17 protein-coding genes are annotated in these 21,881 nt (G+C 68.3%); 7 read left to right on the top strand and 10 right to left on the bottom strand.

Going from position 1 to position 21,881, the window contains the following annotated elements; all coding sequences use genetic code 11:
* Positions 1 to 6 precede the first annotated feature (6 nt).
* The 3 genes from AQI70_RS06880 to AQI70_RS06870 all read right to left on the bottom strand — a co-directional run bounded on the left by AQI70_RS06880 (position 7) and on the right by AQI70_RS06870 (position 6,554).
* Positions 7 to 1,725, bottom strand: coding sequence for a protein kinase family protein (locus AQI70_RS06880; RefSeq protein WP_062145537.1), 1,719 nt, complete (start codon positions 1,723 to 1,725; stop codon positions 7 to 9).
* Between the two features lie 137 nt (positions 1,726 to 1,862).
* Positions 1,863 to 4,103, bottom strand: coding sequence for a murein biosynthesis integral membrane protein MurJ (murJ, locus tag AQI70_RS06875; protein ID WP_062145535.1), 2,241 nt, complete (start codon positions 4,101 to 4,103; stop codon positions 1,863 to 1,865).
* Positions 4,104 to 4,148: 45 nt separating this feature from the next.
* A complete protein-coding gene (locus AQI70_RS06870) occupies positions 4,149 to 6,554 on the bottom strand; it encodes a DUF6049 family protein (RefSeq protein ID WP_062145533.1) in 2,406 nt (801 codons plus the stop codon).
* Between the two features lie 269 nt (positions 6,555 to 6,823).
* On the opposite strand from AQI70_RS06870, the gene AQI70_RS06865 reads away from it, so the two are divergent.
* Positions 6,824 to 8,266, top strand: coding sequence for a CCA tRNA nucleotidyltransferase (locus tag AQI70_RS06865; RefSeq protein ID WP_062145531.1), 1,443 nt, complete (start codon positions 6,824 to 6,826; stop codon positions 8,264 to 8,266).
* A gap of 104 nt (positions 8,267 to 8,370) precedes the next feature.
* Here AQI70_RS06865 and AQI70_RS06860 read toward each other — a convergent pair whose 3' ends face one another.
* The 4 genes from AQI70_RS06860 to AQI70_RS06845 form a co-directional block, all read right to left on the bottom strand.
* Positions 8,371 to 8,886 (bottom strand): LppU/SCO3897 family protein, encoded by a 516-nt coding sequence (locus AQI70_RS06860; protein ID WP_062145528.1) that lies wholly within the window; start codon positions 8,884 to 8,886, stop codon positions 8,371 to 8,373.
* Between the two features lie 125 nt (positions 8,887 to 9,011).
* The gene (locus tag AQI70_RS06855) at positions 9,012 to 10,274 is read right to left on the bottom strand and encodes an MFS transporter (RefSeq protein WP_062145526.1); all 1,263 of its coding nucleotides are present in this window, start codon (positions 10,272 to 10,274) and stop codon (positions 9,012 to 9,014) included.
* Positions 10,275 to 10,393: 119 nt separating this feature from the next.
* Positions 10,394 to 11,476 carry an inositol-3-phosphate synthase gene (locus tag AQI70_RS06850; protein ID WP_062145525.1) on the bottom strand — a complete coding sequence of 361 codons (1,083 nt, stop codon included), beginning with the start codon at positions 11,474 to 11,476 and terminating at the stop codon, positions 10,394 to 10,396.
* Positions 11,477 to 11,518: 42 nt separating this feature from the next.
* Positions 11,519 to 12,202, bottom strand: coding sequence for a PadR family transcriptional regulator (locus AQI70_RS06845; protein WP_062145523.1), 684 nt, complete (start codon positions 12,200 to 12,202; stop codon positions 11,519 to 11,521).
* 353 nt (positions 12,203 to 12,555) lie between these two features.
* On the opposite strand from AQI70_RS06845, the gene AQI70_RS06840 reads away from it, so the two are divergent.
* Positions 12,556 to 15,189, top strand: a complete 2,634-nt coding sequence (locus AQI70_RS06840; protein WP_244181504.1) for a transglycosylase domain-containing protein — start codon at positions 12,556 to 12,558, stop codon at positions 15,187 to 15,189.
* Between the two features lie 250 nt (positions 15,190 to 15,439).
* A complete protein-coding gene (locus AQI70_RS06835; protein WP_062145519.1) occupies positions 15,440 to 16,939 on the top strand; it encodes a glycosyltransferase family 87 protein in 1,500 nt (499 codons plus the stop codon).
* Positions 16,940 to 17,035: 96 nt separating this feature from the next.
* Here AQI70_RS06835 and AQI70_RS06830 read toward each other — a convergent pair whose 3' ends face one another.
* The 3 genes from AQI70_RS06830 to AQI70_RS06820 form a co-directional block, all read right to left on the bottom strand.
* On the bottom strand, positions 17,036 to 18,067 hold the full coding sequence (locus AQI70_RS06830) for an alanine racemase (RefSeq protein ID WP_062145517.1): 1,032 nt from the start codon (positions 18,065 to 18,067) through the stop codon (positions 17,036 to 17,038).
* Positions 18,068 to 18,165: 98 nt separating this feature from the next.
* Positions 18,166 to 19,284 (bottom strand): lipid II:glycine glycyltransferase FemX, encoded by a 1,119-nt coding sequence (locus AQI70_RS06825; RefSeq protein WP_003999735.1) that lies wholly within the window; start codon positions 19,282 to 19,284, stop codon positions 18,166 to 18,168.
* Between the two features lie 190 nt (positions 19,285 to 19,474).
* Entirely contained in the window at positions 19,475 to 19,792 is a 318-nt protein-coding gene (locus AQI70_RS06820) for a hypothetical protein (protein ID WP_062145515.1), read from the bottom strand.
* Positions 19,793 to 20,079: 287 nt separating this feature from the next.
* Between AQI70_RS06820 and rpsF the strand changes: the two genes are divergently transcribed.
* From rpsF to rplI, 4 genes are all read left to right on the top strand, one after another.
* Positions 20,080 to 20,370 carry a 30S ribosomal protein S6 gene (gene rpsF, locus AQI70_RS06815; RefSeq protein WP_003956532.1) on the top strand — a complete coding sequence of 97 codons (291 nt, stop codon included), beginning with the start codon at positions 20,080 to 20,082 and terminating at the stop codon, positions 20,368 to 20,370.
* 77 nt (positions 20,371 to 20,447) lie between these two features.
* Positions 20,448 to 21,026, top strand: coding sequence for a single-stranded DNA-binding protein (locus AQI70_RS06810; RefSeq protein WP_062145513.1), 579 nt, complete (start codon positions 20,448 to 20,450; stop codon positions 21,024 to 21,026).
* Between the two features lie 81 nt (positions 21,027 to 21,107).
* The gene (gene rpsR / locus AQI70_RS06805) at positions 21,108 to 21,344 is read left to right on the top strand and encodes a 30S ribosomal protein S18 (protein WP_003949403.1); all 237 of its coding nucleotides are present in this window, start codon (positions 21,108 to 21,110) and stop codon (positions 21,342 to 21,344) included.
* 18 nt (positions 21,345 to 21,362) lie between these two features.
* Positions 21,363 to 21,809: a 50S ribosomal protein L9 gene (gene rplI, locus AQI70_RS06800; protein ID WP_003999738.1), complete on the top strand. Its 447-nt coding sequence runs from the start codon at positions 21,363 to 21,365 to the stop codon at positions 21,807 to 21,809.
* The last annotated feature ends 72 nt before the right edge of the window (positions 21,810 to 21,881 follow it).

The raw sequence follows: 21,881 nt of genomic DNA, 5'->3' as shown, positions 1-21,881 counted from the left end.
TGAGCTCTAGCCGGTGAACTTCAGGTCGGTGATGGCCTGCTTGAACCCGGAGCCGCTGTACTGGTCTCCGTCCGCGTAGGGCAGCGCGGTGAGCCACACGAGAACGTACTGGGTCTTCACCGGCTTGGTGGCCTTCACCGTCGCACTGGTGCCGTTCGTCGTGACGGTGCCGATCTTCTCCATCGAGTCCAGCGACGACGGCGTCAGGGAGTCAGCCGCGTAGAGCGTGACGGTTGTGTGGCCGCCGGGGTACAGCAGCCTTATCGACGCGGCCGACACCGTGCGAGCCGATCCGAGGTCGTAGACGATGCCGACACCCGGCTTGTAGGCGGGGTTCATGTCCGGCCCGTCGACGAAGCTCTTGGTGCGCCAGTACGTCGAGCTGTCACCGTCGTACGTCTTGGCCACGTCCTCGGGCGCCTGGGCTCCGCCCTTCGCGACGAACTCCCGCGCGTCTTCGATCTTGATCTGCTGGACCGGCTTGGTCTTGCCGTTGTTCTTGTCGCTGTCGTCCGTCGTCTGCGTCTGGTTCGTGTCGTCGGAGTTGTTGCCCTGGTCCATGAGCGCGTCCGCCAGTTGCCAGCTGCCAAGGCCCAGAGCGGCGATCAGGAGGGCCGAGACGCCCCACTTCAGCGCCCTGCCCGTGCGGCTCTGCAGCGGGGGCGGCGGGGCCGGTACCGGCTGGGTGACGCCCGGGTGCGGCGTCTGACGTCCGTACGTGCCCTGCTGGTACGTCGTGCGCTGATACTCCGGCGGGGCCGTGTACGCGGGCTCCGGCGGGCGGATGCGCGGCATCTCGCCGATCGCCTTCACCAGCTCTTCCGGCGTGGTGCAAGCGGACTCGTGACGGGAGGCGGTCGCGCCGTCGTTGGCCAGCGCGCGCATGGTGAGCTCGGACAGGCCGCGGTGAACGCCGGCGCGCACCTGGTCCGGAGCGATCAGACCGACGTCCTTGGGCAGTCCGGAGAGGCCGTAGGCGTCGTTCTCGTATGGCCAGCGCTGGGTGAGCGCGGCGTACAGCAGTGCGCCGATGGCCTCCGTGTCGGTGCGCTGGGGCGTGTCCGAACTGATGCCGCGCAGCGCGGCGTTCACCGCGAGGCCGCGGATGCGCCACTGGCCGGTCGAGGTGCGCAGTACGGCGTTCGGGTTGAGGCGGAGATGGGCGAGGCCCTCGCGGTGGGCGGCGGCCATGGCGGCGGACACCTGGCTGACCATCTGGTAGGCGTCGTACACCTCCAGCGGGCCGGAGGCGAGGAGCGTGGTCAGTTCGGTGGCATCGGGGAGCCATTCGTGGACGACGTAGACGAGGTCGTTCTCCTCGACGGCGTCGAGCACCTGGACGAAGCGGGGGTCGCCGAGCAGCGCGGAGGAGCGGGCCGCGGCCAGCACGGAACGGGCCCGCGCGTGGTCCGCGGGCAGGATGTGGACGCCGACGGCACGACGGAGCTTCTCGTCGACCGCACGCCAGCTGCTGAAACCGTCCAGACGGGTGACGCACTCCTCGAGCCGGTAGCGTCTGGCGAGCTTGTGGCCGCTGTGCAGCTCGGGCGGTGAGGCCTTTCCGGGACCTTCGGTCCCGCCACTCCCCTGTGCCTCGTCGATGTCCGTGTCCCGCTCCCGATTCTTGGCCACCCCGTCGGCCGTGGACTGGTCCGCCTGAGCGGTCAGCGACTCGTCGCCGCTGTTGTCTGCCACGTCGACGGCAGCCGTGCTCCGTTCCGCCACCGTCGTTCCTGCCTCCCCATCCGTTGCGCGCCGTCCGACTCAGTGCGCGCCGTCCGACGCCGAAACCAATTGTGCCCACAGTCCGCCGCTATGCACGACACACGGCGGCGGACGATGGTTGTGCGCGTACCCCCGCCTCAGCGACCCAGACGCCCGCGGACCATGCCGACCAGCGAGTTCAGCTCCTCGATGCGCATCCGGCGGGCGGCGACGAAGAAGACCCCGAGCAGCACGGCTCCGCCGGCCAGCAGGGCGGCGAAGGAGCCGAGCACGCCCTGACCGAGGGTCTTGGAGACCCCGTAGCAGGCCGCACCGCTCAGCAGCGCCGCGGGCACCGAGGCGATACCGAGTCTGGCGTACGTCCGCAGCACCCGGGTGCCGTCGAGGTCGCCGCCCAGCTTCTTGCGCAGCCGGCGCCAGGCGACGCCCACGCCGATCGCGTAGGCCAGGCCGTAAGAGGCGGCCATGCCGACCACGGCCCAGCGGGCCGGGAGTACCAAGTAGCAGACGGCGGAGGCGGCCGCGTTTCCGGCTGCCACGATGACCGTGTTGTAGAAGGGGGTGCGGGTGTCCTCGTAGGCGTAGAACGCGCGCAGCACCACATACTGCACGGAGTACGGGATGAGGCCGAGCCCGAAGGCCATCAGCATGTAGCCCATGTTGGTCGCCTCGCTGGTGCCCGAGGAGCCGAACATCAGCGTGCACATCGGGATGCCGAGCGACAGGAAGCCGAAGGCGAGCGGCACGATCGCGACCGCTGTGGTGCGCAAGCCCTGGGAGATGTCGTCGCGCACGGCGCCCGTGTCGTCCTCTGCTGCCGAGCGGGAGATCCGGGGCAGCAGCGCGGCCATCAGGGAGACGGTGATGATGGCCTGCGGGAGGCCCCAGATGAGCTGGGCGTTGGCGTAGGCGCTGTAGCCGATGCCCTCGATGCCGCCGGAGTCCGTGATCGCGGCGGTGGCCAGCTGGGTCACGACGAGGGCGCCAGCCTGGTTGGCCAGGACGAAGAAGATCGTCCACTTGGCGAGCATCGCGGCCTTGCCCAGGCCGTGGCCCCTCCAGTCGAAGCGCAGCCGCAGCTTGAACCCGGTCTCGCGCAGATAGGGGATCATCGCCAGGGCCTGGACGACGAGGCCGAGCAGGACGCCGACGCCGAGCAGCCGAAGACCCTCGGGCGGAATGTTCGTGACCTTCATGCCGGAGTGCTCGGCAGTGCCGTACACCCACAGGAACGCGCCGAGCGTCACGATGATCACGAGGTTGTTCAGGACCGGCGTCCACATCATCGCGCCGAAGCGGCCGCGGGCGTTGAGGATCTGCCCCATCACCACGTGGATGCCCATGAAGAAGATCGAGGGCAGGAAGTACCGGGTGAAGGTGACGGCGGTGTCGTTGGCCGCGGGGTTGTTGGCCAGCGGGGTCGACAACGCCCGGACCAGCAGCGGTGCGGCGAACATGGCGAGCACCGTGAGGCCGCCGAGGATCACCATGACCAGGGTCAGCAGCCGGTTGGCGTACGCCTCACCGCCGTCCTCGTCCTCCTTCATGGAGCGGACGAGCTGAGGGACGAACACGGAGTTCAGGCCGCCGCCCACGGTCAGGATGTAGATCATCGTCGGCAGCTGGTACGCCACCTGAAAGGACTCGCCCAGCAGACCGAGGCCGAGCGCCGAGACGATCATCGCGGACCGGATGAACCCGGTGAGGCGGGAGACCATCGTCCCCGCCGCCATCACCGCGCTGGACTTCAGCAGACCGCCGCCCCGTCCGCCCTTCTTCGCCGGAGCCGCCGGGGCGGGAGCGGGTGTCGCGGCAGGGGCCTCGTCCGCGGGCGGTGGCGTCGGCGCCGGGTACTGGCCCTCGACCGGTGCCGGGGAAGGCCCCGGAACCATCGGCGGCTGATACTGGGGGTGGCCGCTTCCCTGCTGCTGGTCGCGGAAGAGGTGTGCGAAGGCGTCGTGTCCTTGGCGCTCCTCGGCGGAGTGCGTGACGAGGTCGTCGACGCCCACGTACTGGGTCGTCCGGGGGTCGTCGCCGTACGGCAGGTACTGGGTCGCGCCGTCCGGCTCGGGAGCCGGGGTCTGGGCCCACACGTTCGGGTCGGGGGCGTACGGCGACTGGGGAGGCTGGGCGTACAACGGCTGCTGCTGGTACGTGCCCGGAGGGGGCGGCGGGTGGGCGGCACGGTCGTAGAGCGCCTCGGCGACCGGGTCCTGGGCGGAGAGGTCCTGTGCCCGGTAGGGGTCCTGGTCGTAGGCGTCCTGGAGGTACATGTCCGCCGGCTGCGGCGGTACCTGGCCGTGCTCGGGCGGCGGGCCTTCGGGGTGCCCCGAGCTGCCCGCGGCCTGGCCGCGGTCACCGTCGTACGGCGCGTTCATGGTTACCCCACCTCATCGTCCCGGGCCCACCGGCCACGACATCGCTCAACGGTCCACTCTCTCACCCGTGCCGGACGGGTCGGCGCTTTCCGCTGCGGTGTCCGGTGTAGGGTCACTCGGCTGCTCCCCAGCGTCTGCCCGGGTTCCGGTGCCGGACTCCTCCTCGAGGATGTCCTCGGGCGTGAGACGGTCCTCGGGGCCTTCCGGGTTCTCCGTGTCGCCGTCGTCCTCGCCCGCCCCCTGGGAGCCGTTCGCCCCGGCCTCACGGGCCGCCGCCCGCTTGCGCTGCGTGTACATACGGAATCCGGCGAGAACGAGCAGGAGGAACCCACCGCCGATGACCAGCATCACGGTGGCCGTGAACTCGGTGACCTTCACGTCGAACCTGACGGGCGTGCCGTACGGCTGGCCGTCCTCCGTGTACAGCTGGGCGATCACCTCGGCCTGTCCGTTGGCCTGAGCCGACGTGGTGAACTTCACCGTCTGGCTGTGTCCGCCGGAGACCGCGACGCGCTGCTCGGAGAAGGCCTCGCCGTCGATCTCGAGGCGCCTCGGGCTGGTGGAGGTGAGCCTCAGCACCAGGTGCTCGACGCCCTGGACCAGGTTGTTCTGCACGGTCACCGGGATCAAGGCACTGCGTCCGGAGAGCTTGGTCTCCGACTTGTCGATCAGCGTGACCTGGCTGGCCAGGGAGTCGATGTACGCCTCGACACTGTTGCGGTAGTCGGCCGCCTCCGCGGAGCGGCCCCGCCACGAGGTGGACATCTCGCGGTTCATAGCCCGCCCGAAGGGCGTCACCACCCGCGACTGGTTGGTGAGGATCACCTTGAAGTGGTCGAGCTTGTTCTGCGTGCTCGCGATCTGCTCGAAGGCCGATCGCGGCAGCTCCTGCTTGCGCAGCGACGAGGGGTACCTGGACGCCGGCGGCACCTTCGTGGTGGCGCCGGCGTCGGGCTTGGCCGTTGCCGCGGCCGTGAGTTCCTGGGACTGGGACCACGTGCTGCCCTGAAGGGCCGTCACTGCTTCGGCCATCGTCCGGGCCTGGCTCGCCGTCGGCATCCGCTGCGGGGCGACGACGATGCTGCGCTGCTTGTCTGCCTGGAGGTTGAGGGCCAGGCTCTGCGCGAGGAACCTCTGCACAGCGAGCGTCGAGCTCGATGCCCGGGTCAGGTTGCGCTCGAAGAGCGTCGACAGCCGTGCGTCGGCGACGACCGCCGTCGTGCCGCCGCCGATGGGGCGGGCCGCGGACGGCGTGTAGGGGAGGCCGCCCGTCTCCACCAGGCTGTCGCTGCGGGCGATCACCTTGTCCGCACCGGCGGAGGTGGCGACCTTGACGATGGACGGGTCGACGGCGCCGTTCACGGGCCAGGCGAACTCGGTGGTCGGCTTCACATGGAGGATCGAGTCGACCGTGTCGCTGGCGACGTCGGTGGCCTCCTTGAGGTGACTCAGCGAACCGTTGACGTTCGTGCCGTTGTGGGCCAGGGAAGCCAGGTCGGGATCGCTGAAGGGCAGGGCGACGACCTCCTTGTCCTGCACCGCCTTCTGCAGCTCGGCCAGCCACTGGTTGGCGACCGCCTGGTGGGTGCCCGCCGTGGTCGTGTCGCCCTCGCCCTGGATGCGGTAGTTCTCCGTCATCGCGTCCACGGAGGCCAGCAGGTCGGGGTCGATCACCCAGGTGACGTCGAGTTCCTTGCCCAGCGACACGAGCTGCTGCAGACGGCCGCCCGGGGCGATCTCCTTGGCGAGGTCGTCGTCATGGAAGACCGGCGTCTGCGACTCGTTCGACCCCGTCTGCGCCGTCATGTGGGCGGTGGAGACGAGCGGCCACAGAACCGTCGTCCGGGTCTTTGTGTCGGCCTCGTCGGGCTGCCATGGCAGAAACGTCCGCTGGATGCCGAGCACGTGGTCCCACGGCTGCGCGGACGTCTCACCGGACAGGGAGACGGCGAACTGGTAGATGCCGTCGCCGCCGAGGTCCAGCTTGTCGACCGGCACGGAGATGCTGAAACGCTGGGTGACGCCCGGGGTGAGCTTGGAGAACTCCTTGACGTACTTCCCGCCCACCGGGGTTCCGTCGAGGCCCTCCTGGTAGTCCGTGCGCTTGGCGACCGTGTCGATGTCGGAGCGCCTGTTCAGGGGAGGGCCCACGCGCAGGTCCACCTGCGCGTCGGTGACCGCCTGCTTGCCCTTGTTGGTCACTGTGCCGGACACGGTCAGCGTGTCGTCTTCACCGGGGACCGCGGGGGTGAGCGAGTCCACGGCGACGGCCACCGTGTCCGAGCCGGCGGCCTTCACGGAGTCCTGCGCGGCGGCGTGGCTGGGGGCGGCCGTGGGCAGCTGGAGCAGGCCGGCCAGCAGAGGCGCCCCGGCGAGCAGAGCTCCGGTGCGCCGCAGCCACCGGCGGGCAGGTGAGGGACTCATTCCCTGGAAGTCTGCCGCCTCGGCCACGCGCTCGTCCGTCCCTTGTCGTCGTCAGTGGTCGTCGGAATGTGCGTCCACGCATGGTAACGATGCGCGCTGAGGGGAAGTGCCGCGGAGTGCGCCACAAGATCGGCTCCAGCCGTCGACCTGTCCCCTATGTATGGGTATAAGAAGGAGCGCTCCCGTGCGTCGCAAGGGCAGCCCTTGTGCCCGTATCGGCGTAGCCGTCTGTGCGCGGAGTGTGCACGTTTAATGGAGGAGCTGACGGTCGCCGGGGCCACGTACCCTCTTCTGTTGTGCCGAACGCCAACGAAGAAGAGCCCAGTGTCCTGAGCCAGGTGCAGCACCGCGCGGTGAGTGAACTGCTGCGGGTCGCGCCTGTCGCCGACGACCTCGCCCGCCGCTTCCAGGAGGCCGGGTTCTCACTCGCCCTGGTCGGCGGGTCGGTCCGGGATGCGCTGCTCGGTCGGCTCGGCAACGACCTGGACTTCACGACCGACGCCCGCCCCGAGGACGTACTGAAGATCGTGCGTCCGTGGGCGGACGCCGTGTGGGAGGTCGGCATCGCCTTCGGCACGGTCGGGGCCCAGAAGGGCGGCTACCAGATCGAGGTCACGACCTACCGGTCGGAGTCGTACGACCGGACCTCACGCAAGCCCGAGGTCTCGTACGGCGACTCCATCGAGGAGGACCTCGTCCGACGCGACTTCACGGTGAACGCGATGGCCGTCGCGCTGCCGGAGAAGGAGTTCATCGATCCGCACGGCGGACTGGAGGACCTCGCGGCGCGAGCGCTGCGGACCCCGGGTACGCCGGAGGAGTCCTTCTCGGACGACCCGCTGCGGATGATGCGGGCGGCGCGCTTCGCGGCACAGCTCGACTTCGAGGTGGCTCCCGAGGTGGTGACGGCCATGAAGGAGATGGCCGGCCGCATCGAGATCGTCTCGGCGGAGCGGGTGCGGGACGAGCTGAACAAGCTGGTCCTCTCCGATCACCCGCGCAAGGGCCTGACGCTGCTCGTCGACACCGGGCTTGCCGGGCATGTGCTGCCCGAGCTGCCGGCCCTCCGGCTGGAGAGCGACGAGCACCACCGGCACAAGGATGTCTACGAGCACACGCTGATCGTCCTGGAGCAGGCGATGGCGCTGGAGGAGGACGGCCCGGATCTGACCCTCCGGCTGGCCGCGCTGCTGCACGACATCGGCAAGCCGCGCACCCGTCGCTTCGAGAAGGATGGCCGGGTCTCGTTCCACCACCACGAGGTGGTCGGCGCGAAGATGACGAAGAAGCGTATGGCGGCGCTCAAGTACTCCAACGAGCTGGTGAAGGACGTCTCTCGTCTGGTCGAGCTTCATCTGCGCTTCCACGGATACGGCACCGGAGAGTGGACGGACTCCGCCGTTCGCCGTTACGTCCGTGACGCAGGGCCGCTCCTCGACCGCCTCCACAAGCTGACGCGCTCGGACTGCACCACGCGGAACAAGCGCAAGGCGGCCGCGCTGTCCCGTGCCTACGACGGCCTGGAGCAGCGGATCGCCCAGCTCCAGGAGCAGGAGGAACTGGACGCCATCCGCCCCGACCTCGACGGAAACGAGATCATGGAGGTCCTCGGCGTCGGGCCTGGCCCGGTCATCGGCCGCGCGTACAAGCACATGCTGGAGCTGAGGCTGGAGAACGGGCCGATGGAGCGCGACGAGGCGGTGGCGGCGCTCAAGGAGTGGTGGGCCGGACAGGCCTGAGGCGGCTGTGAGGGCGGGGTCATGTTTCACGTGAAACATGACCGGGCCCGGACGCCCGAGGGGCGGTGTTTCACGTGAAACACCGCCCCTCGTATGTGCAGGCTCTACTTGTTGTCTCCCAGGCAGAGGACGAACGAGTCGCTGCCTTCCGTCCACTCGATGGCAGCGGTCGTTCCCTTGACCGACTGGCAGGCGAGCGTGGACACGCTCGTGGTGCCGTCCTTCTTGAGCACCTTGTAGTCGGCCTTGGCGTCGCTGCAGTCCAGCTGCTCGATCTCAACGGAGGTGTCGGTCCCGTTGTTGGTCAGGCAGTCGCCGACAGCCAGCTTCTTGGTGTCGTCGTTCCCGATGTACCAACCGACGGCAACGAAGATGAGGCCGAGAGCGATGGCGCCCATGCGCAGGTACTGCTTGATTCCACGCTTCGGCCGCTCCGGCGGAACCGGCGCGTACGGCGCCGCGCCCTGCTGGGGGAACCCGGGCTGTCCCGGCTGCTGCGGGTAGCCACCCTGGGGCGGGTACGGGGCCTGACCCTGGGGCTGGCCGTAGGGCTGCTGGCCCTGGGCGTACGGGTTCTGGCCCTGGGCGAACGGGTTGCCCTGGGGCGGCGGAGTTGTCACTTGGGGGTCCCCCTAGAACATGGATGCGTGATCGCGAACAATGCGCGATATAAGACGCACGTAAGCTATCGGGCCCCACTGACAACTCTGTAGGCAGGACTGCCTCTGTAGCCCTGATGTGACACTCACCGACGTTCAAAGCGGGCCATAGCCGCAGCAACTGCTGCGTAGATAACGGCGACTGTGACGACAAGCGGCGTCGAACGGCCGTCCGGCGGCAGTATCAGGGCGGCGACTCCGGCGGCACCGACGAAGGCGACGTTGAACAGCACGTCGTAGACGGAGAAGATCCGGCCGCGGAAGCCGTCCTCGACCGACGTCTGCACGATCGTGTCCGTCGCGATCTTCGCCCCCTGCGTCGTCAGGCCCAGGACGAACGCCGCGGCCAGCATGGGAGCTGTGGCGAACGGAAGGCCGAGGGCGGGCTCCAGGACAGCGGCAGCCGCCGCACACGCGACGATCCAGCGGCCGGCGCCGAACCGTCCCGCCGCCCAGGGGGTCGCCACGGCCGCCGCGAAGAAGCCGGCGCCGGAGACCCCCAACGCCAGGCCCAGCAGCGCGAGTCCGTCCTCGGTGTTCGTGGAGAAGGCGTACCGGCAGAGCATCAGCAGCATCACCAGCAAAGCGCCGTAGCAGAACCGCATCAGGGTCATCGCGAACAGCGCCCAGGCAGCCTGTCGACGCGGCGGCGTGGCGAGATGCCGTACGCCTGCCACCAGGTCACGCGCGGTGCCGGAGAGGGCCGCCGCGAGGCGTGGCTGCACCAACTCGAGGTCGGGGCCCAGCAGTTCCCGTGACATGCGCAGCGACGCCAGGCCCGCGCACAGATAGAGCACGGCTGCCAGGAGCACCACGGCGGCGTCGGAGTCCGAGATCACCAGCCGTACGACAAAGGCCAGACCGCCACCTGCGATCGCGGTGAGCGTCCCTGCGGTCGGGGAAACGGAGTTGGCGATCACGAGCCGCTCCTCGTCGACCACGCGTGGCAGTGCGGCGGACAGGCCGGACAGGACGAAGCGGTTGACGGCGGTGACGCACAGGGCGGAGACGTAGAAGAGCCAGTCGGGGACCGGGGTGAGGATCAGGACGGCCGTCGCCGAGGCCAGTACGGTGCGCAGCAGACCGCCGTACAGAAGGACCTGACGGCGGCGCCAGCGGTCCAGCAGGACGCCGGAGAAAGGGCCCACCAGGGAGTACGGCAGGAGCAGTACCGCCATTGCGGAGGCGATCGCGGCGGCTGAGGTCTGCTTCTCCGGGGAGAAGACGACGTACGTGGCGAGCGCGGTCTGGTAGACGCCGTCGGCGCCCTGTGAGAGCAGGCGTACGGCGAGCAGGCGTCGGAAGTTCCCAAAGCGCAGCAGGACCCGCAGGTCGCGTACGACGGACATGGGCCCCAGCCTCACATATGGGGAGGGTCCCCGGGCGGTACAACCCGGGGACCCTCGGCAGCTCTGGCAGGAGCGTTCCGGTGCGGCGCACTGTGCTCAGCGCGCCGCAACTGGTCTCGCTATCGCTCGACTTCACCCTTGATGAACTTCTCGACGTTCTCGCGGGCCTCGTCGTCGAAGTACTGGACCGGCGGGGACTTCATGAAGTACGAGGACGCGGACAGGATCGGGCCGCCGATGCCGCGGTCCTTGGCGATCTTCGCGGCGCGCAGGGCGTCGATGATGACGCCGGCGGAGTTCGGGGAGTCCCAGACCTCGAGCTTGTACTCCAGGTTCAGCGGGACGTCACCGAAGGCGCGGCCTTCGAGGCGGACGTAGGCCCACTTGCGGTCGTCGAGCCAGGCGACGTAGTCGGACGGGCCGATGTGGACGTTCTTCTCGCCGAGCTCCCGGTCGGGGATCTGGGAAGTGACGGCCTGCGTCTTGGAGATCTTCTTGGACTCCAGGCGGTCACGCTCGAGCATGTTCTTGAAGTCCATGTTGCCGCCGACGTTCAGCTGCATCGTGCGGTCCAGGACGACACCGCGGTCCTCGAACAGCTTCGCCATGACGCGGTGCGTGATGGTGGCGCCGACCTGCGACTTGATGTCGTCGCCGACGATCGGGACGCCTGCCTCGGTGAACTTGTCCGCCCACTCCTTCGTACCGGCGATGAAGACCGGCAGGGCGTTGACGAAGGCGACCTTGGCGTCGATGGCGCACTGGGCGTAGTACTTCGCCGCGTCCTCGGAGCCCACGGGCAGGTAGCAGACGAGGACGTCGACCTGCTTGTCCTTGAGGACCTGGACGATGTCGACCGGGGCCTCGGCGGACTCCTCGATGGTCTCGCGGTAGTACTTGCCGAGACCGTCGAGGGTGTGGCCGCGCTGGACGGTCACGCCGGTGCGCGGGACATCGCAGATCTTGATCGTGTTGTTCTCGCTGGCGCCGATCGCGTCCGCGAGGTCGAGGCCGACCTTCTTCGCGTCGACATCGAACGCGGCGACGAACTCGACGTCACGGACGTGATAGTCGCCGAACTGCACGTGCATCAGGCCGGGGACCTTGGACGCCGGGTCGGCGTCCTTGTAGTACTCGACTCCCTGAACCAGCGAGGCGGCGCAGTTGCCCACGCCGACGATGGCTACGCGAACCGAACCCATTCCGGTTGCTCCCTGTGTGTACGAGTGAGGTCCGAGTGGATCTCACGTGGCGGTGTCGTCGGGCGTATCCGGCCGGGAGGCGTCCCCCGGCCGGGGCAGGCCGCCCGGCGCTCCAGATGTGGTGTCCTGCGAGTCGGGCTCCCCGGAGGCGGAACCTCTCAGATCCCGCCCGGCCCGCTCGCTCTCGATGAGCTCGTTCAGCCAGCGCACTTCGCGCTCCACGGACTCCATCCCGTGGCGCTGGAGCTCAAGCGTGTAGTCGTCGAGGCGCTCCCGGGTGCGGGCCAGTGAGGCGCGCATCTTCTCCAGGCGCTCCTCCAGCCGGCTGCGGCGGCCCTCCAGTACGCGCATGCGCACGTCCTGTGGTGTGCGTCCGAAGAAGGCAAATCGGGCAGCGAAGTGCTCGTCCTCGTACGCGTCGGGGCCGGTCTGCGAGAGCAGTTCCTCGAAGTGCTCCTTACCTTCCGCCGTCAATCGATAGACGATCTTGGCGCGGCGCCCCGCAAGCGGTGCGGCGAGCGCGTCCTCGGCGGTGTGCCCTGGTTCCTCGATCAACCAGCCGTTGGCGACCAGCGTCTTGAGGCAGGGATAGAGCGTGCCGTAGCTGAAGGCGCGGAAGACGCCCAGCGACGTATTGAGTCGTTTGCGCAGCTCATAGCCGTGCATCGGGGACTCGCGGAGCAGTCCGAGTACGGCGAACTCGAGGATCCCCGAACGTCGGCTCATCCCCTCGCCTCCTCGTCGTATCTCGCGCTGATGTATCGACTCGATACATCACGACGATAGAACGACCTTCCGGACGCGACAAGTGGAGGAACGGTGAACGGGATCACATCAACGATTCATGTGGAGCGAGTTGCCTGATTTGGGGTGAAGTTCGGTTGCTAGGCGGGCTTTGGCGGTGCGTAGTCTGTGCGCCATGCACACCACCGGGAACCGAGTGACACCTGAGGGCGTCGTCGTCCTTGGTGCAGTACGGGTGAATGCGGAACCGACCGCATCCGTACTTCGGGGGGACCGGAAATCAGCCGCCGTTGCCAGGCGCCCAGGGGTGCGCCTGCCCGAGGAGTAGTCGTTCGATGAGCGAGCACCGTCGCAAACCGCCGCAGCCGCAGGGAGGCGGACGTGCCGCGGCCCGACGCGGCCAGGCCGGCTCGTCCTCCGGCCGCCGAGCGGCACCGCGAGGCGCCACCGGATCTCCTTCCGACTCGTATGAGTCGGGTTCCTACGGTTCGGGAGGCGAGGAACGTGCCTATGGCGGCCGCGCCGAGGCACGACGCGCGGCCCAGAGAGGTACGGGCAGCCGCCGCAGAGCGGCCGACCCGGGCCGGGGCGGCCGCCGTGCCGCGCCCGGCGGGCCGAACGGTCCCGGCCGGGGCAGAGGGCGCGCGGCCCCGCCCTCCAGCAAGCGGTTCATCGACTATCCGCGCGCGGGCAAGTACGGCGCAGCGCGCTGGGTGCCGTCGTGGCGGCTGGTCGCCGGCCTGTTCATCGGCTTCTTCGGCAGTCTGGTGGCCGTCGCGGGCATCGGATACGCAATGGTCGGCATCCCCAAGGAGGACGCGGCCGCCAAGTCTGAGAACAACGTCTACTACTGGAAAGACGGCACTCAGATGGTCGCCACGGGCAGCGGCCAGAACCGGCAGAACATCACGATCGACAAGATCCCGAAGGCCATGCGCTACGCGGTGATCTCTGCCGAGAACAAGACCTTCTACGACGACTCCGGCATCGACCCCATGGGCATCGCCCGAGCGTTGGCCAACATGGCCCGAGGCGGTGACACGCAGGGCGGTTCGACCATCACCCAGCAGTTCGTCAAGAACACCTACCTGAGCCAGGAGCAGACGCTCTCCCGGAAGTTCAAGGAGCTGTTCATCTCCATAAAGGTGGGTGGCGAACTCACGAAGGACGAGATCCTCCAGGGGTACCTCAACACCTCGTACTACGGCCGTGGCGCGTACGGCATTCAGGCCGCCGCCCAGACCTACTACGGCAAGGACGCGGTCAAGCTCACGCCGAGCGAGTGTGCCTTCCTCGCCGCGCTGCTCAAGGGCCCGACGTACTACGACCCCGCGGGCAACGAGAACCTCGACAAGTCGGCGACTCCTCAGGCGAACCGCGAGCGTTCCGAGGAGCGCTGGAGCTGGATCCTCAATGAGATGCGCAAGGACGGCCGTCTCACGGAGGCCCAGTACCAGGAGGCCATCAAGGAGTACCCCAAGCCTCAGGGCCTCAAGGCGACCAAGGGCATGACCGGCCAGATCAGCTACCTGGTCGACACGGCCAAGAGGTATGTCCTCAACCACTCGAACGTCTCACAGACCGAGTTCGACCAGGGTGGTTACCAGATCTACACGACCTTCGAGAAGGACAAGGTCGAAGCCCTGACCAAGGCCGTCAAGAAGATCGAGAAGGAGCGACTGGACCCGGAGAATCGCGAGCTGGACAAGCACGTCCAGTTCGGTGCCGCGTCGGTGAAGCCGAATGACGGTGCGATCGTCGCCCTTTACGGCGGCGCCGGCTACGAGAACAACCACTTCACCAACAACGCGGACACTTCGGGTGTCCCCGTCGGTTCGACGTGGAAGCCGTTCGTGCTGGCCGCGGCCATGGAGCACGGCACGTACAACAGCAACGGCCCGCTGTCGCCGATGAGCAAGTACAACGGCAACGACAAGCTCAAGGTCAGGAACCAGGACGGCAGCTATGTCCTGGACAAGGACGACAATGTCTTCCTGCAGCGCAATGAGAGCCCGCGTCCATGGGGCTACATCACTCTGCGCAAGGCGATGGAGCAGTCCATCAACACGCCGTTCGTGCAGCTTGGCTGGGACGTCGGGATGTCGAAGGTGCGGGACGTCGCGCAGGCTTCCGGCATCCTGAAGGACAGCTTCGCGACGCTCAACCCGTCCTTCGCGCTCGGCACGTCGACCCCCAGCGCGATCCGCATGGCAGACGCCTACGCGACCTTCGCCGCGTCCGGCAAGCACACCGACCCGTACTCGGTCCTTGAGGTCAAGAAGGACGGCCAGCCGCTCTCCGGCTTCACGAAGCCGAAGGTCAGCCAGGCGATGCCGGAGAACGTGGCGAACAACGTCACGGACGTCCTTGAGAACGTCATCGAGAACGGCACTGCTCAGAACGCCAAGGCCCTGGGCCGCGCGGCGGCCGGCAAGACCGGTACCACCGATGAGAACAAGTCGGCCTGGTTCGTCGGCTACACCCAGCAGCTCTCGACCGCGGTCGCGATGTTCCGGGAGAACCCGAAGGACCACAGGCTGCTCTCCATGAACGGCACGGCCGGCAAGGACTCCATCCACGGTGGTGACATCCCCACCGAGCTATGGACCGAGTACATGAAGGTTGCGCTCGAGGGCAAGAGCGACCCCGGCTTCCCGGAGGCCGAGGAGATCGGCGAGATCCATGACGCGGTGGGCGCGCCGTCGCCGACGCCGTCCTTCACGCCGGAGCCGAGCGAGTCGGCGTCCCCGTCGCCGAGCGCATCGCCCAGTGAGACGGAAGTCTCCCCGTCGCCCACGCCCAGTGAGTCCTGCACCTTCGGCTGGCAGTGCAACACAAACGGCGGGGCCGACACGGCGGGCACGGACGGGGGCGTGACCTCCTCGCCGACGCCCACCGGGACGGAGACGGACAACACCGGAGGCAATGCCAACGGCAACGGCGGCATCTTCGGCGGACCGTCAGGCTGACGGGCGGGTTCGCCCGACGCGGAAGGCCGGTGGCCGGCACCTACGACGTGGGTGCCGGCCACCGGCCTTTGCCGCTTGTACGGCTGCTCAGTCCCTGCCGCTCGGCCGGCTCACCACCTGCTTGATCCCTGGCCGCGCCTCCTACGGCAGGTTGTTTCACGTGAAACGTCGGTTTCACGTGAAACACTCGGCGCGTCGCACCCCCATCGTCCTCGCACCGTTCTCAGACACGTACGGCAGGATGTGCCCCATGCCCAGTGCAGAGACGACGCCCACGAGCGTGCACGAGCCGGACCCGGTGCGGCCGACCCAGGAGGACGAGGTTGCCGCGCGCGGGAGTGAGCTGATCGGTGGCCCCATCGGACGGCGCGCCCTGCTCGGGACGTCCTGGTGGACTCCCGTGCGGATCGTCGCGCTCGTGGCGATCGGGATGTTCGCCCTCGGTCTGGTGCAGAAGGCACCCTGCTACAACGGCGCCTGGTTCTTCGGCGCCAGCTCGCAGTACACCCATGCCTGCTACTCGGACATCCCGCACCTTTACCAGGGGCGTGGCTTTGCCGACGGGCTCGTGCCCTACTTCGACAAGCTTCCCGGCGACATGGAGTACCTCGAATACCCGGTGCTGACCGGCGTGTTCATGGAGGTCGCCTCCTGGCTCACGCCGGGTACCGGCAGCATCCAGGACCAGGAGCAGTGGTACTGGATGGTCAACGCCGGGATGCTGATGGTCTGTGCGGCCGTCATCGCCGTCTGCGTGGCCCGCACGCACGCCCGGCGCCCCTGGGACGCCCTGCTGGTTGCCCTGGCGCCTGCGTTCGCGCTGACCGCGACCATCAACTGGGACCTGCTGGCCGTCGCCCTGACGGCCGCAGCAATGCTGATGTGGTCCCGCGGCCGCTCGCTCGCCTTCGGTGTCCTGCTGGGGCTCGCCACGGCCGCGAAGCTGTATCCCGTCTTCCTGCTCGGCCCGTTGTTCGTGCTGTGCTGGCGCGCGGGCAAGTGGCGGGACTTCGGGAAGGCGCTGGGCGGCACGGTCGTCGCCTGGCTGGTCGTGAACCTTCCGGTGATGCTCCTCGCCTGGGACGGGTGGTCCCAGTTCTACCGGTTCAGCCAGGAGCGCGGCGTCGACTTCGGCTCCTTCTGGCTGATCATGGCCCAGAACTCCGGCGACCCGCTGAGCACCGAGACCGTCAACACACTTGCCACGTTGCTGATGCTGCTGTGCTGTGCCGGTATCGCCGCGCTCACGCTCACCGCACCGCGACGCCCGCGCCTCGCCCAGCTGGCCTTCCTGATCGTCGCGGCCTTCATCGTCACCAACAAGGTCTACTCGCCGCAGTACGTCCTGTGGCTCGTGCCTCTGGCCGTGCTGGCCCGGCCGAGGTGGCGGGACTTCCTCATCTGGCAGGCGTGCGAGGTGGCGTACTTCCTCGGGATCTGGATGTACCTCGCGTACACGACCAGCGGAGACGCTCACAAGGGGCTGCCGGCCGACGGTTACCACTGGGCCATCGGTGTGCACCTGCTGGGGACGCTGTACCTGTGCGCCCTCGTCGTACGGGACATCCTGATGCCGGAACGGGATCCGGTGCGCCGGGCCGGCGACGACGACCCCTCGGGCGGTGTCCTCGACCGGGCGGAAGATGTGTTCGTGATCGGCTCCGCGGCCCATCCACCACGGCACGCGGCGCACTTCGACGGGCCGCAGGTGGAGTGGGGCAGCCGGGGCCCAGCCGAAGGTTCGCTCTGAGCGAACAGGGCTGATAGGGCGCACGCAGAAGGCCGTACCCGGAACGTCCTCCGGGTACGGCCTTTCGCTGTTACGGCGTTGCCGAGCGGCGGGCGCTCAGCGGTCGACGAGCCGGTCGAACTGCGTGGTGGTGTGCCGCAGATGGGCGACCAACTCGTCGCCGACCTTCGGCTCGGGGGCGTCCGCGGGGACGAACAGGATCGAGACCTGCATGTGCGGCGGTTCCGCGAACCAGCGCTGCTTGCCGCCCCACACGAAGGGAGAAAGGTTCCGGTTGACCGTGGCGAGCCCGGCCCGGGCGACGCCCTTGGCGCGCGGCATGACGCCGTGCAGGGCCTTGGGGGCCTCCAGGCCCACCCCGTGCGACGTACCGCCCGCCACGACCACCAGGAAGCCGTCGGAGGCCGCCTTCTGCTGCCGGTATCCGAAACGGTCGCCCTTGGAGACGCGCGTGACGTCCAGGACCGCGCCGCGGTACTCGGTGGCCTCGTGGTCCCCCAGCCACAGCCGGGTGCCGATGCGGGCGCGGAAACGGGTCTGCGGGAACTGCTGCTGCAGGCGGGCGAGTTCCTCGGCCTTGAGGTGGCTGACGAACATCGTGTGCAGCGGCAGCCGGGCCGCACGCAGGCGGTCCATCCAGCCGATGACCTCCTCGACGGCGTCCGAGCCGTCGGTGCGGTCCAGCGGCAGGTGGATGGCGAAGCCCTCGAGCCGGACGTTCTCGATGGCCGCGTGCAGCTGCGGAAGGTCGCGCTCGCTCACGCCGTGCCGCTTCATCGACGACATCACCTCGATGACGACGCGGGCGCCGACGAGGCCGTACACGCCGTCCACCGACGACACCGAGCGGATGACCCGGTCGGGCAGCGGCACCGGCTCCTCGCCGCGCCGGTACGGCGTCAGCACCAGCAGATCACCGCCGAACCAGTCCTTGATGCGCGCGGCCTCGTACGTCGTGCCGACGGCGAGGACGTCGGCGCCCAGGCGCGTGGCCTCCTCCGCCAGCCGCTCGTGCCCGAACCCGTAGCCGTTGCCCTTGCAGACCGGGACGAGTCCCGGGAACTGCTCCTGCACGTGCTTGTGGTGCGCCCGCCAGCGCGCGGTGTCGACGTAGAGCGTGAGCGCCATGGCCGGACCTGGAACCTTTCTCGTGGCTGCGGTGTATCAGAGATATGGAAGCTATCGACGGTGCAGCAGTTGACGGTATCGAAGCAGGGAACGCGAGGTCAGCGACGCGACATGTAGATGTCGAGCGCCTTGTGGAGCAGCTTGTTCAACGGGAAGTCCCACTCGCCGAGGTACTCGGCGGCCTGGCCGCCCGTGCCCACCTTGAACTGGATCAGGCCGAAGAGGTGATCGGTCTCGTCCAGCGAGTCGGAGATGCCGCGCAGGTCGTAGACGGTCGCGCCGAGCGCGTAGGCGTCACGCAGCATCCGCCACTGCATCGCGTTCGAGGGCCGGACCTCACGGCCGATGTTGTCGGAAGCGCCGTAGGAGTACCAGACGTGCCCGCCGACGATCAGCATCGTCGCCGCCGAGAGATTCACCCCGTTGTGGCGGGCGAAGTACAGCCGCATGCGGTTGGGGTCCTCGGTGTTGAGGGCCGTCCACATGCGCTGGAAGTACGACAGCGGGCGCGGCCGGAAGTGGTCGCGCACGGCCGTGATCTCGTACAGCCGCTGCCATTCCGCGAGGTCCTGGTAGCCGCCCTGGACGACCTCGACGCCGGCCTTCTCGGCCTTCTTGATGTTGCGCCGCCACAGCTGGTTGAAGTTCTTGTGGACCTCTTCCAGGGACCGGTTCGCCAGCGGCACCTGGTAGACGTAGCGCGGCTGGACGTCGCCGAAGCCGGCGCCCCCGTCCTCGCCCTGCTGCCAGCCCATACGACGGAGCTTGTCGGCGACCTCGAATGCGCGCGGCTCGATGAAGTCGGCCTCGATGTCCCGCAGCCGCTTCACGTCCGGGTTCTGGATACCCGCCTTGATGGAGGAGGCCTCCCAGCGCCGGATGATCACCGGCGGGCCCATCTTCACGGAGAAGGCGCCCTGGTGCTTGAGGTGCGCGAGCATCGGTTCCAGCCAGTCGGTCAGATTTGGCGCGAACCAGTTGATGACCGGGCCCTCGGGCAGATAGGCGAGGTAGCGCTTGATCTTGGGCAGCTGCCGGTAGAGGACGAGACCCACGCCGACCAGTTCACCGCTCTTGTCGAACCAGCCGAGGCTCTCCGAGCGCCACTCCGCCTTCACGTCCGCCCAGGCCGGGACCTGCATGTGGCTCGCCGACGGCAGGCTCTGGATGTATGCCAGATGCTGCTCGCGACTGATCGTCCTCAGGGTCAGGCTCATTCGGGGCGCTCCTCGGGCTGGTGTGTCCCCATGGGTACAGGGGCTCCGGCTCTCGCGCCGAAGCCTACTGCGCCTTCGGAGCACCCCGACTGGGCGTACGGAAGCTTCGCCCCGGCCTGTGGGCCGCCGAGGTGTTCGGTTCCGTTCGAGGCGGTGTTCTGTGTGTGTTCGGGGGATGGTGTCCCTGGCGTCAGCCGAAGACCCCGCCGAAGAGACCGCCGTGCGCCATGCCGAGGAAGAAGCCGACACCGGCGGCGCCGAGGCCCAGGATCAGGCCGAAGCGCTCACGGGTCGTTTCCGAGATCCACTGGCCGTAGGCGCCGGTGAGGATGCCCACCAGGCCGGTCCAGGAGCTGAGCAAGTGCAGGTCGTCGTCGATGAGGGCCACGACGAAGGATGTGATGCCCAGCACCAGGGTCACCGCGAGCAGGGTGTCCTGGAGGGGGTGGGGCTTTCCGTCCGTGGCGAAGAGGCCTCCGACGGTGTTGGGTCGCATTGCCTGTGCCATATGGCACCTCCTGCGGAAGGCGGCGCATCGTAGCGCCATACACACCCGATGTGTACAGAGTGGCGGGCTCCCCGGGCTGATTTCAACCGGAAGCACGTGTGCGGGTACTCTGTACCGTCTGCACCGGTGTCTGCCCAGGCCATGCCAGGGAGTCCGCCCAGTCCACGCAGGGGAAACCGCCAGCCGGCCCCCGATTGTCAGTGGCGGCCGATACCGTTGCGTACGCATCACAACCCTCCTGCCACGGAACGACCGTGGCCGCTGAGTCCAAAGGAGGTGGGTTCCACATGCGTCACTACGAGGTGATGGTCATCCTCGACCCCGATCTGGAGGAGCGCGCTGTCGCCCCCCTGATCGAGAACTTCCTCTCCGTCGTCCGTGAGGGCAACGGCAAGGTCGAGAAGGTCGACACCTGGGGCCGTCGTCGTCTCGCGTACGAGATCAAGAAGAAGCCTGAGGGCATCTACTCGGTCATCGACCTGCAGGCCGAGCCTGCGGTCGTCAAGGAGCTCGACCGCCAGATGAACCTGAACGAGTCGGTCCTCCGGACCAAGGTCCTCCGTCCCGAGACCCACTGAGCTCTCCCGCTCAGCTGATCTCGGGCATCGAGTAGCAGCACAAGCAGCCAGCAGCAAACCCGCCGAGAGGTTCCCCCATGGCAGGCGAGACCGTCATCACGGTCGTCGGCAATCTTGTCGATGACCCCGAGCTGCGCTTCACCCCTTCCGGTGCGGCGGTCGCGAAGTTCCGTGTCGCGTCCACTCCCCGCACCTTCGACCGCCAGACGAACGAGTGGAAGGACGGCGAGAGCCTCTTCCTCACCTGCTCGGTCTGGCGCCAGGCGGCGGAGAACGTCGCTGAGTCGCTCCAGCGAGGCATGCGCGTCATCGTGCAGGGCCGGCTGAAGCAGCGGTCCTACGAGGACCGTGAGGGCGTCAAGCGCACGGTCTACGAGCTGGACGTCGAGGAAGTCGGCGCCAGCCTGCGCAACGCCACGGCCAAGGTCACCAAGACCGCCGGCCGCGGTGGCCAGGGCGGTTACGGCGGCGGTGGCGGCCAGGGTGGCGGCGGCTGGGGCGGTGGCCCCGGTGGCGGCGGCCAGCAGGGCGGCGGCGCTCCGGCCGACGACCCGTGGGCGACCGGCGCTCCCGCCGGTGGCCAGCAGGGCGGTGGCGGCGGCTGGGGCGGTGGCTCCGGCGGCGGTGGCGGCTACTCGGACGAGCCCCCCTTCTAGACCTGGGCTCCCGCCCTTCGGGGCGGTCCTGGTCGAGGGTGGGTCGTTACCCAAACTTCTTGATCACACAGGAGAAACACCATGGCGAAGCCGCCTGTGCGCAAGCCGAAGAAGAAGGTCTGCGCTTTCTGCAAGGACAAGGTCACGTACGTGGACTACAAGGACACGAACATGCTGCGGAAGTTCATTTCCGACCGCGGCAAGATCCGTGCCCGCCGCGTGACCGGCAACTGCACGCAGCACCAGCGTGACGTCGCCACGGCCGTCAAGAACAGCCGTGAGATGGCGCTGCTGCCCTACACGTCCACCGCGCGATAAGGGAAGGGTGACCGACTCATGAAGATCATCCTCACCCACGAGGTCTCCGGCCTCGGTGCCGCGGGCGACGTCGTCGACGTCAAGGACGGTTACGCTCGCAACTACCTCATCCCGCGGAAGTTCGCGATCCGCTGGACCAAGGGTGGCGAGAAGGACGTCGAGCAGATCCGTCGTGCTCGCAAGATCCACGAGATCCAGACCATCGAGCAGGCCAACCAGATCAAGGGCCAGCTCGAGGCGGTCAAGGTCCGTCTGGCCGTCCGCTCCGGCGACGCCGGTCGCCTCTTCGGTTCCGTCACCCCGGCCGACATCGCCTCCGCGATCAAGGCTGCCGGTGGCCCCGAGGTCGACAAGCGCCGCATCGAGCTCGGTGCGCCGATCAAGACCCTGGGCGCCCACGAGACGTCCGTGCGTCTGCACCCCGAGGTTGCCGCCAAGGTCAACATCGAGGTTGTCGCGGCCTGATCGCTGCGCTCGGCTTGAACAGCTGAATGAAGGGGTCGTACCCGTCCGGGTGCGGCCCCTTCGCTGATGCAG

This window comes from Streptomyces curacoi (assembly GCF_001513975.1).
Lineage (GTDB): Bacteria > Actinomycetota > Actinomycetes > Streptomycetales > Streptomycetaceae > Streptomyces > Streptomyces curacoi.
This window is presented reverse-complemented; position numbering and strand designations above follow the sequence as displayed.

Bases quoted from the DNA above. Each gene is read 5' to 3' on its own strand.
- murJ (WP_062145535.1), bottom strand. From the start codon at position 4,103: ATGAACGCGCCGTACGACGGTGACCGCGGCCAGGCCGCGGGCAGCTCG.
- AQI70_RS06855 (WP_062145526.1), bottom strand. From the start codon at position 10,274: ATGTCCGTCGTACGCGACCTGCGGGTCCTGCTGCGCTTTGGGAACTTC.
- AQI70_RS06850 (WP_062145525.1), bottom strand. From the start codon at position 11,476: ATGGGTTCGGTTCGCGTAGCCATCGTCGGCGTGGGCAACTGCGCCGCC.
- AQI70_RS06845 (WP_062145523.1), bottom strand. From the start codon at position 12,202: ATGAGCCGACGTTCGGGGATCCTCGAGTTCGCCGTACTCGGACTGCTC.
- AQI70_RS06840 (WP_244181504.1), top strand. From the start codon at position 12,556: ATGAGCGAGCACCGTCGCAAACCGCCGCAGCCGCAGGGAGGCGGACGT.
- AQI70_RS06835 (WP_062145519.1), top strand. From the start codon at position 15,440: ATGCCCAGTGCAGAGACGACGCCCACGAGCGTGCACGAGCCGGACCCG.
- AQI70_RS06830 (WP_062145517.1), bottom strand. From the start codon at position 18,067: ATGGCGCTCACGCTCTACGTCGACACCGCGCGCTGGCGGGCGCACCAC.
- AQI70_RS06825 (WP_003999735.1), bottom strand. From the start codon at position 19,284: ATGAGCCTGACCCTGAGGACGATCAGTCGCGAGCAGCATCTGGCATAC.
- AQI70_RS06820 (WP_062145515.1), bottom strand. From the start codon at position 19,792: ATGGCACAGGCAATGCGACCCAACACCGTCGGAGGCCTCTTCGCCACG.
- rpsF (WP_003956532.1), top strand. From the start codon at position 20,080: ATGCGTCACTACGAGGTGATGGTCATCCTCGACCCCGATCTGGAGGAG.
- AQI70_RS06810 (WP_062145513.1), top strand. From the start codon at position 20,448: ATGGCAGGCGAGACCGTCATCACGGTCGTCGGCAATCTTGTCGATGAC.
- rpsR (WP_003949403.1), top strand. From the start codon at position 21,108: ATGGCGAAGCCGCCTGTGCGCAAGCCGAAGAAGAAGGTCTGCGCTTTC.
- rplI (WP_003999738.1), top strand. From the start codon at position 21,363: ATGAAGATCATCCTCACCCACGAGGTCTCCGGCCTCGGTGCCGCGGGC.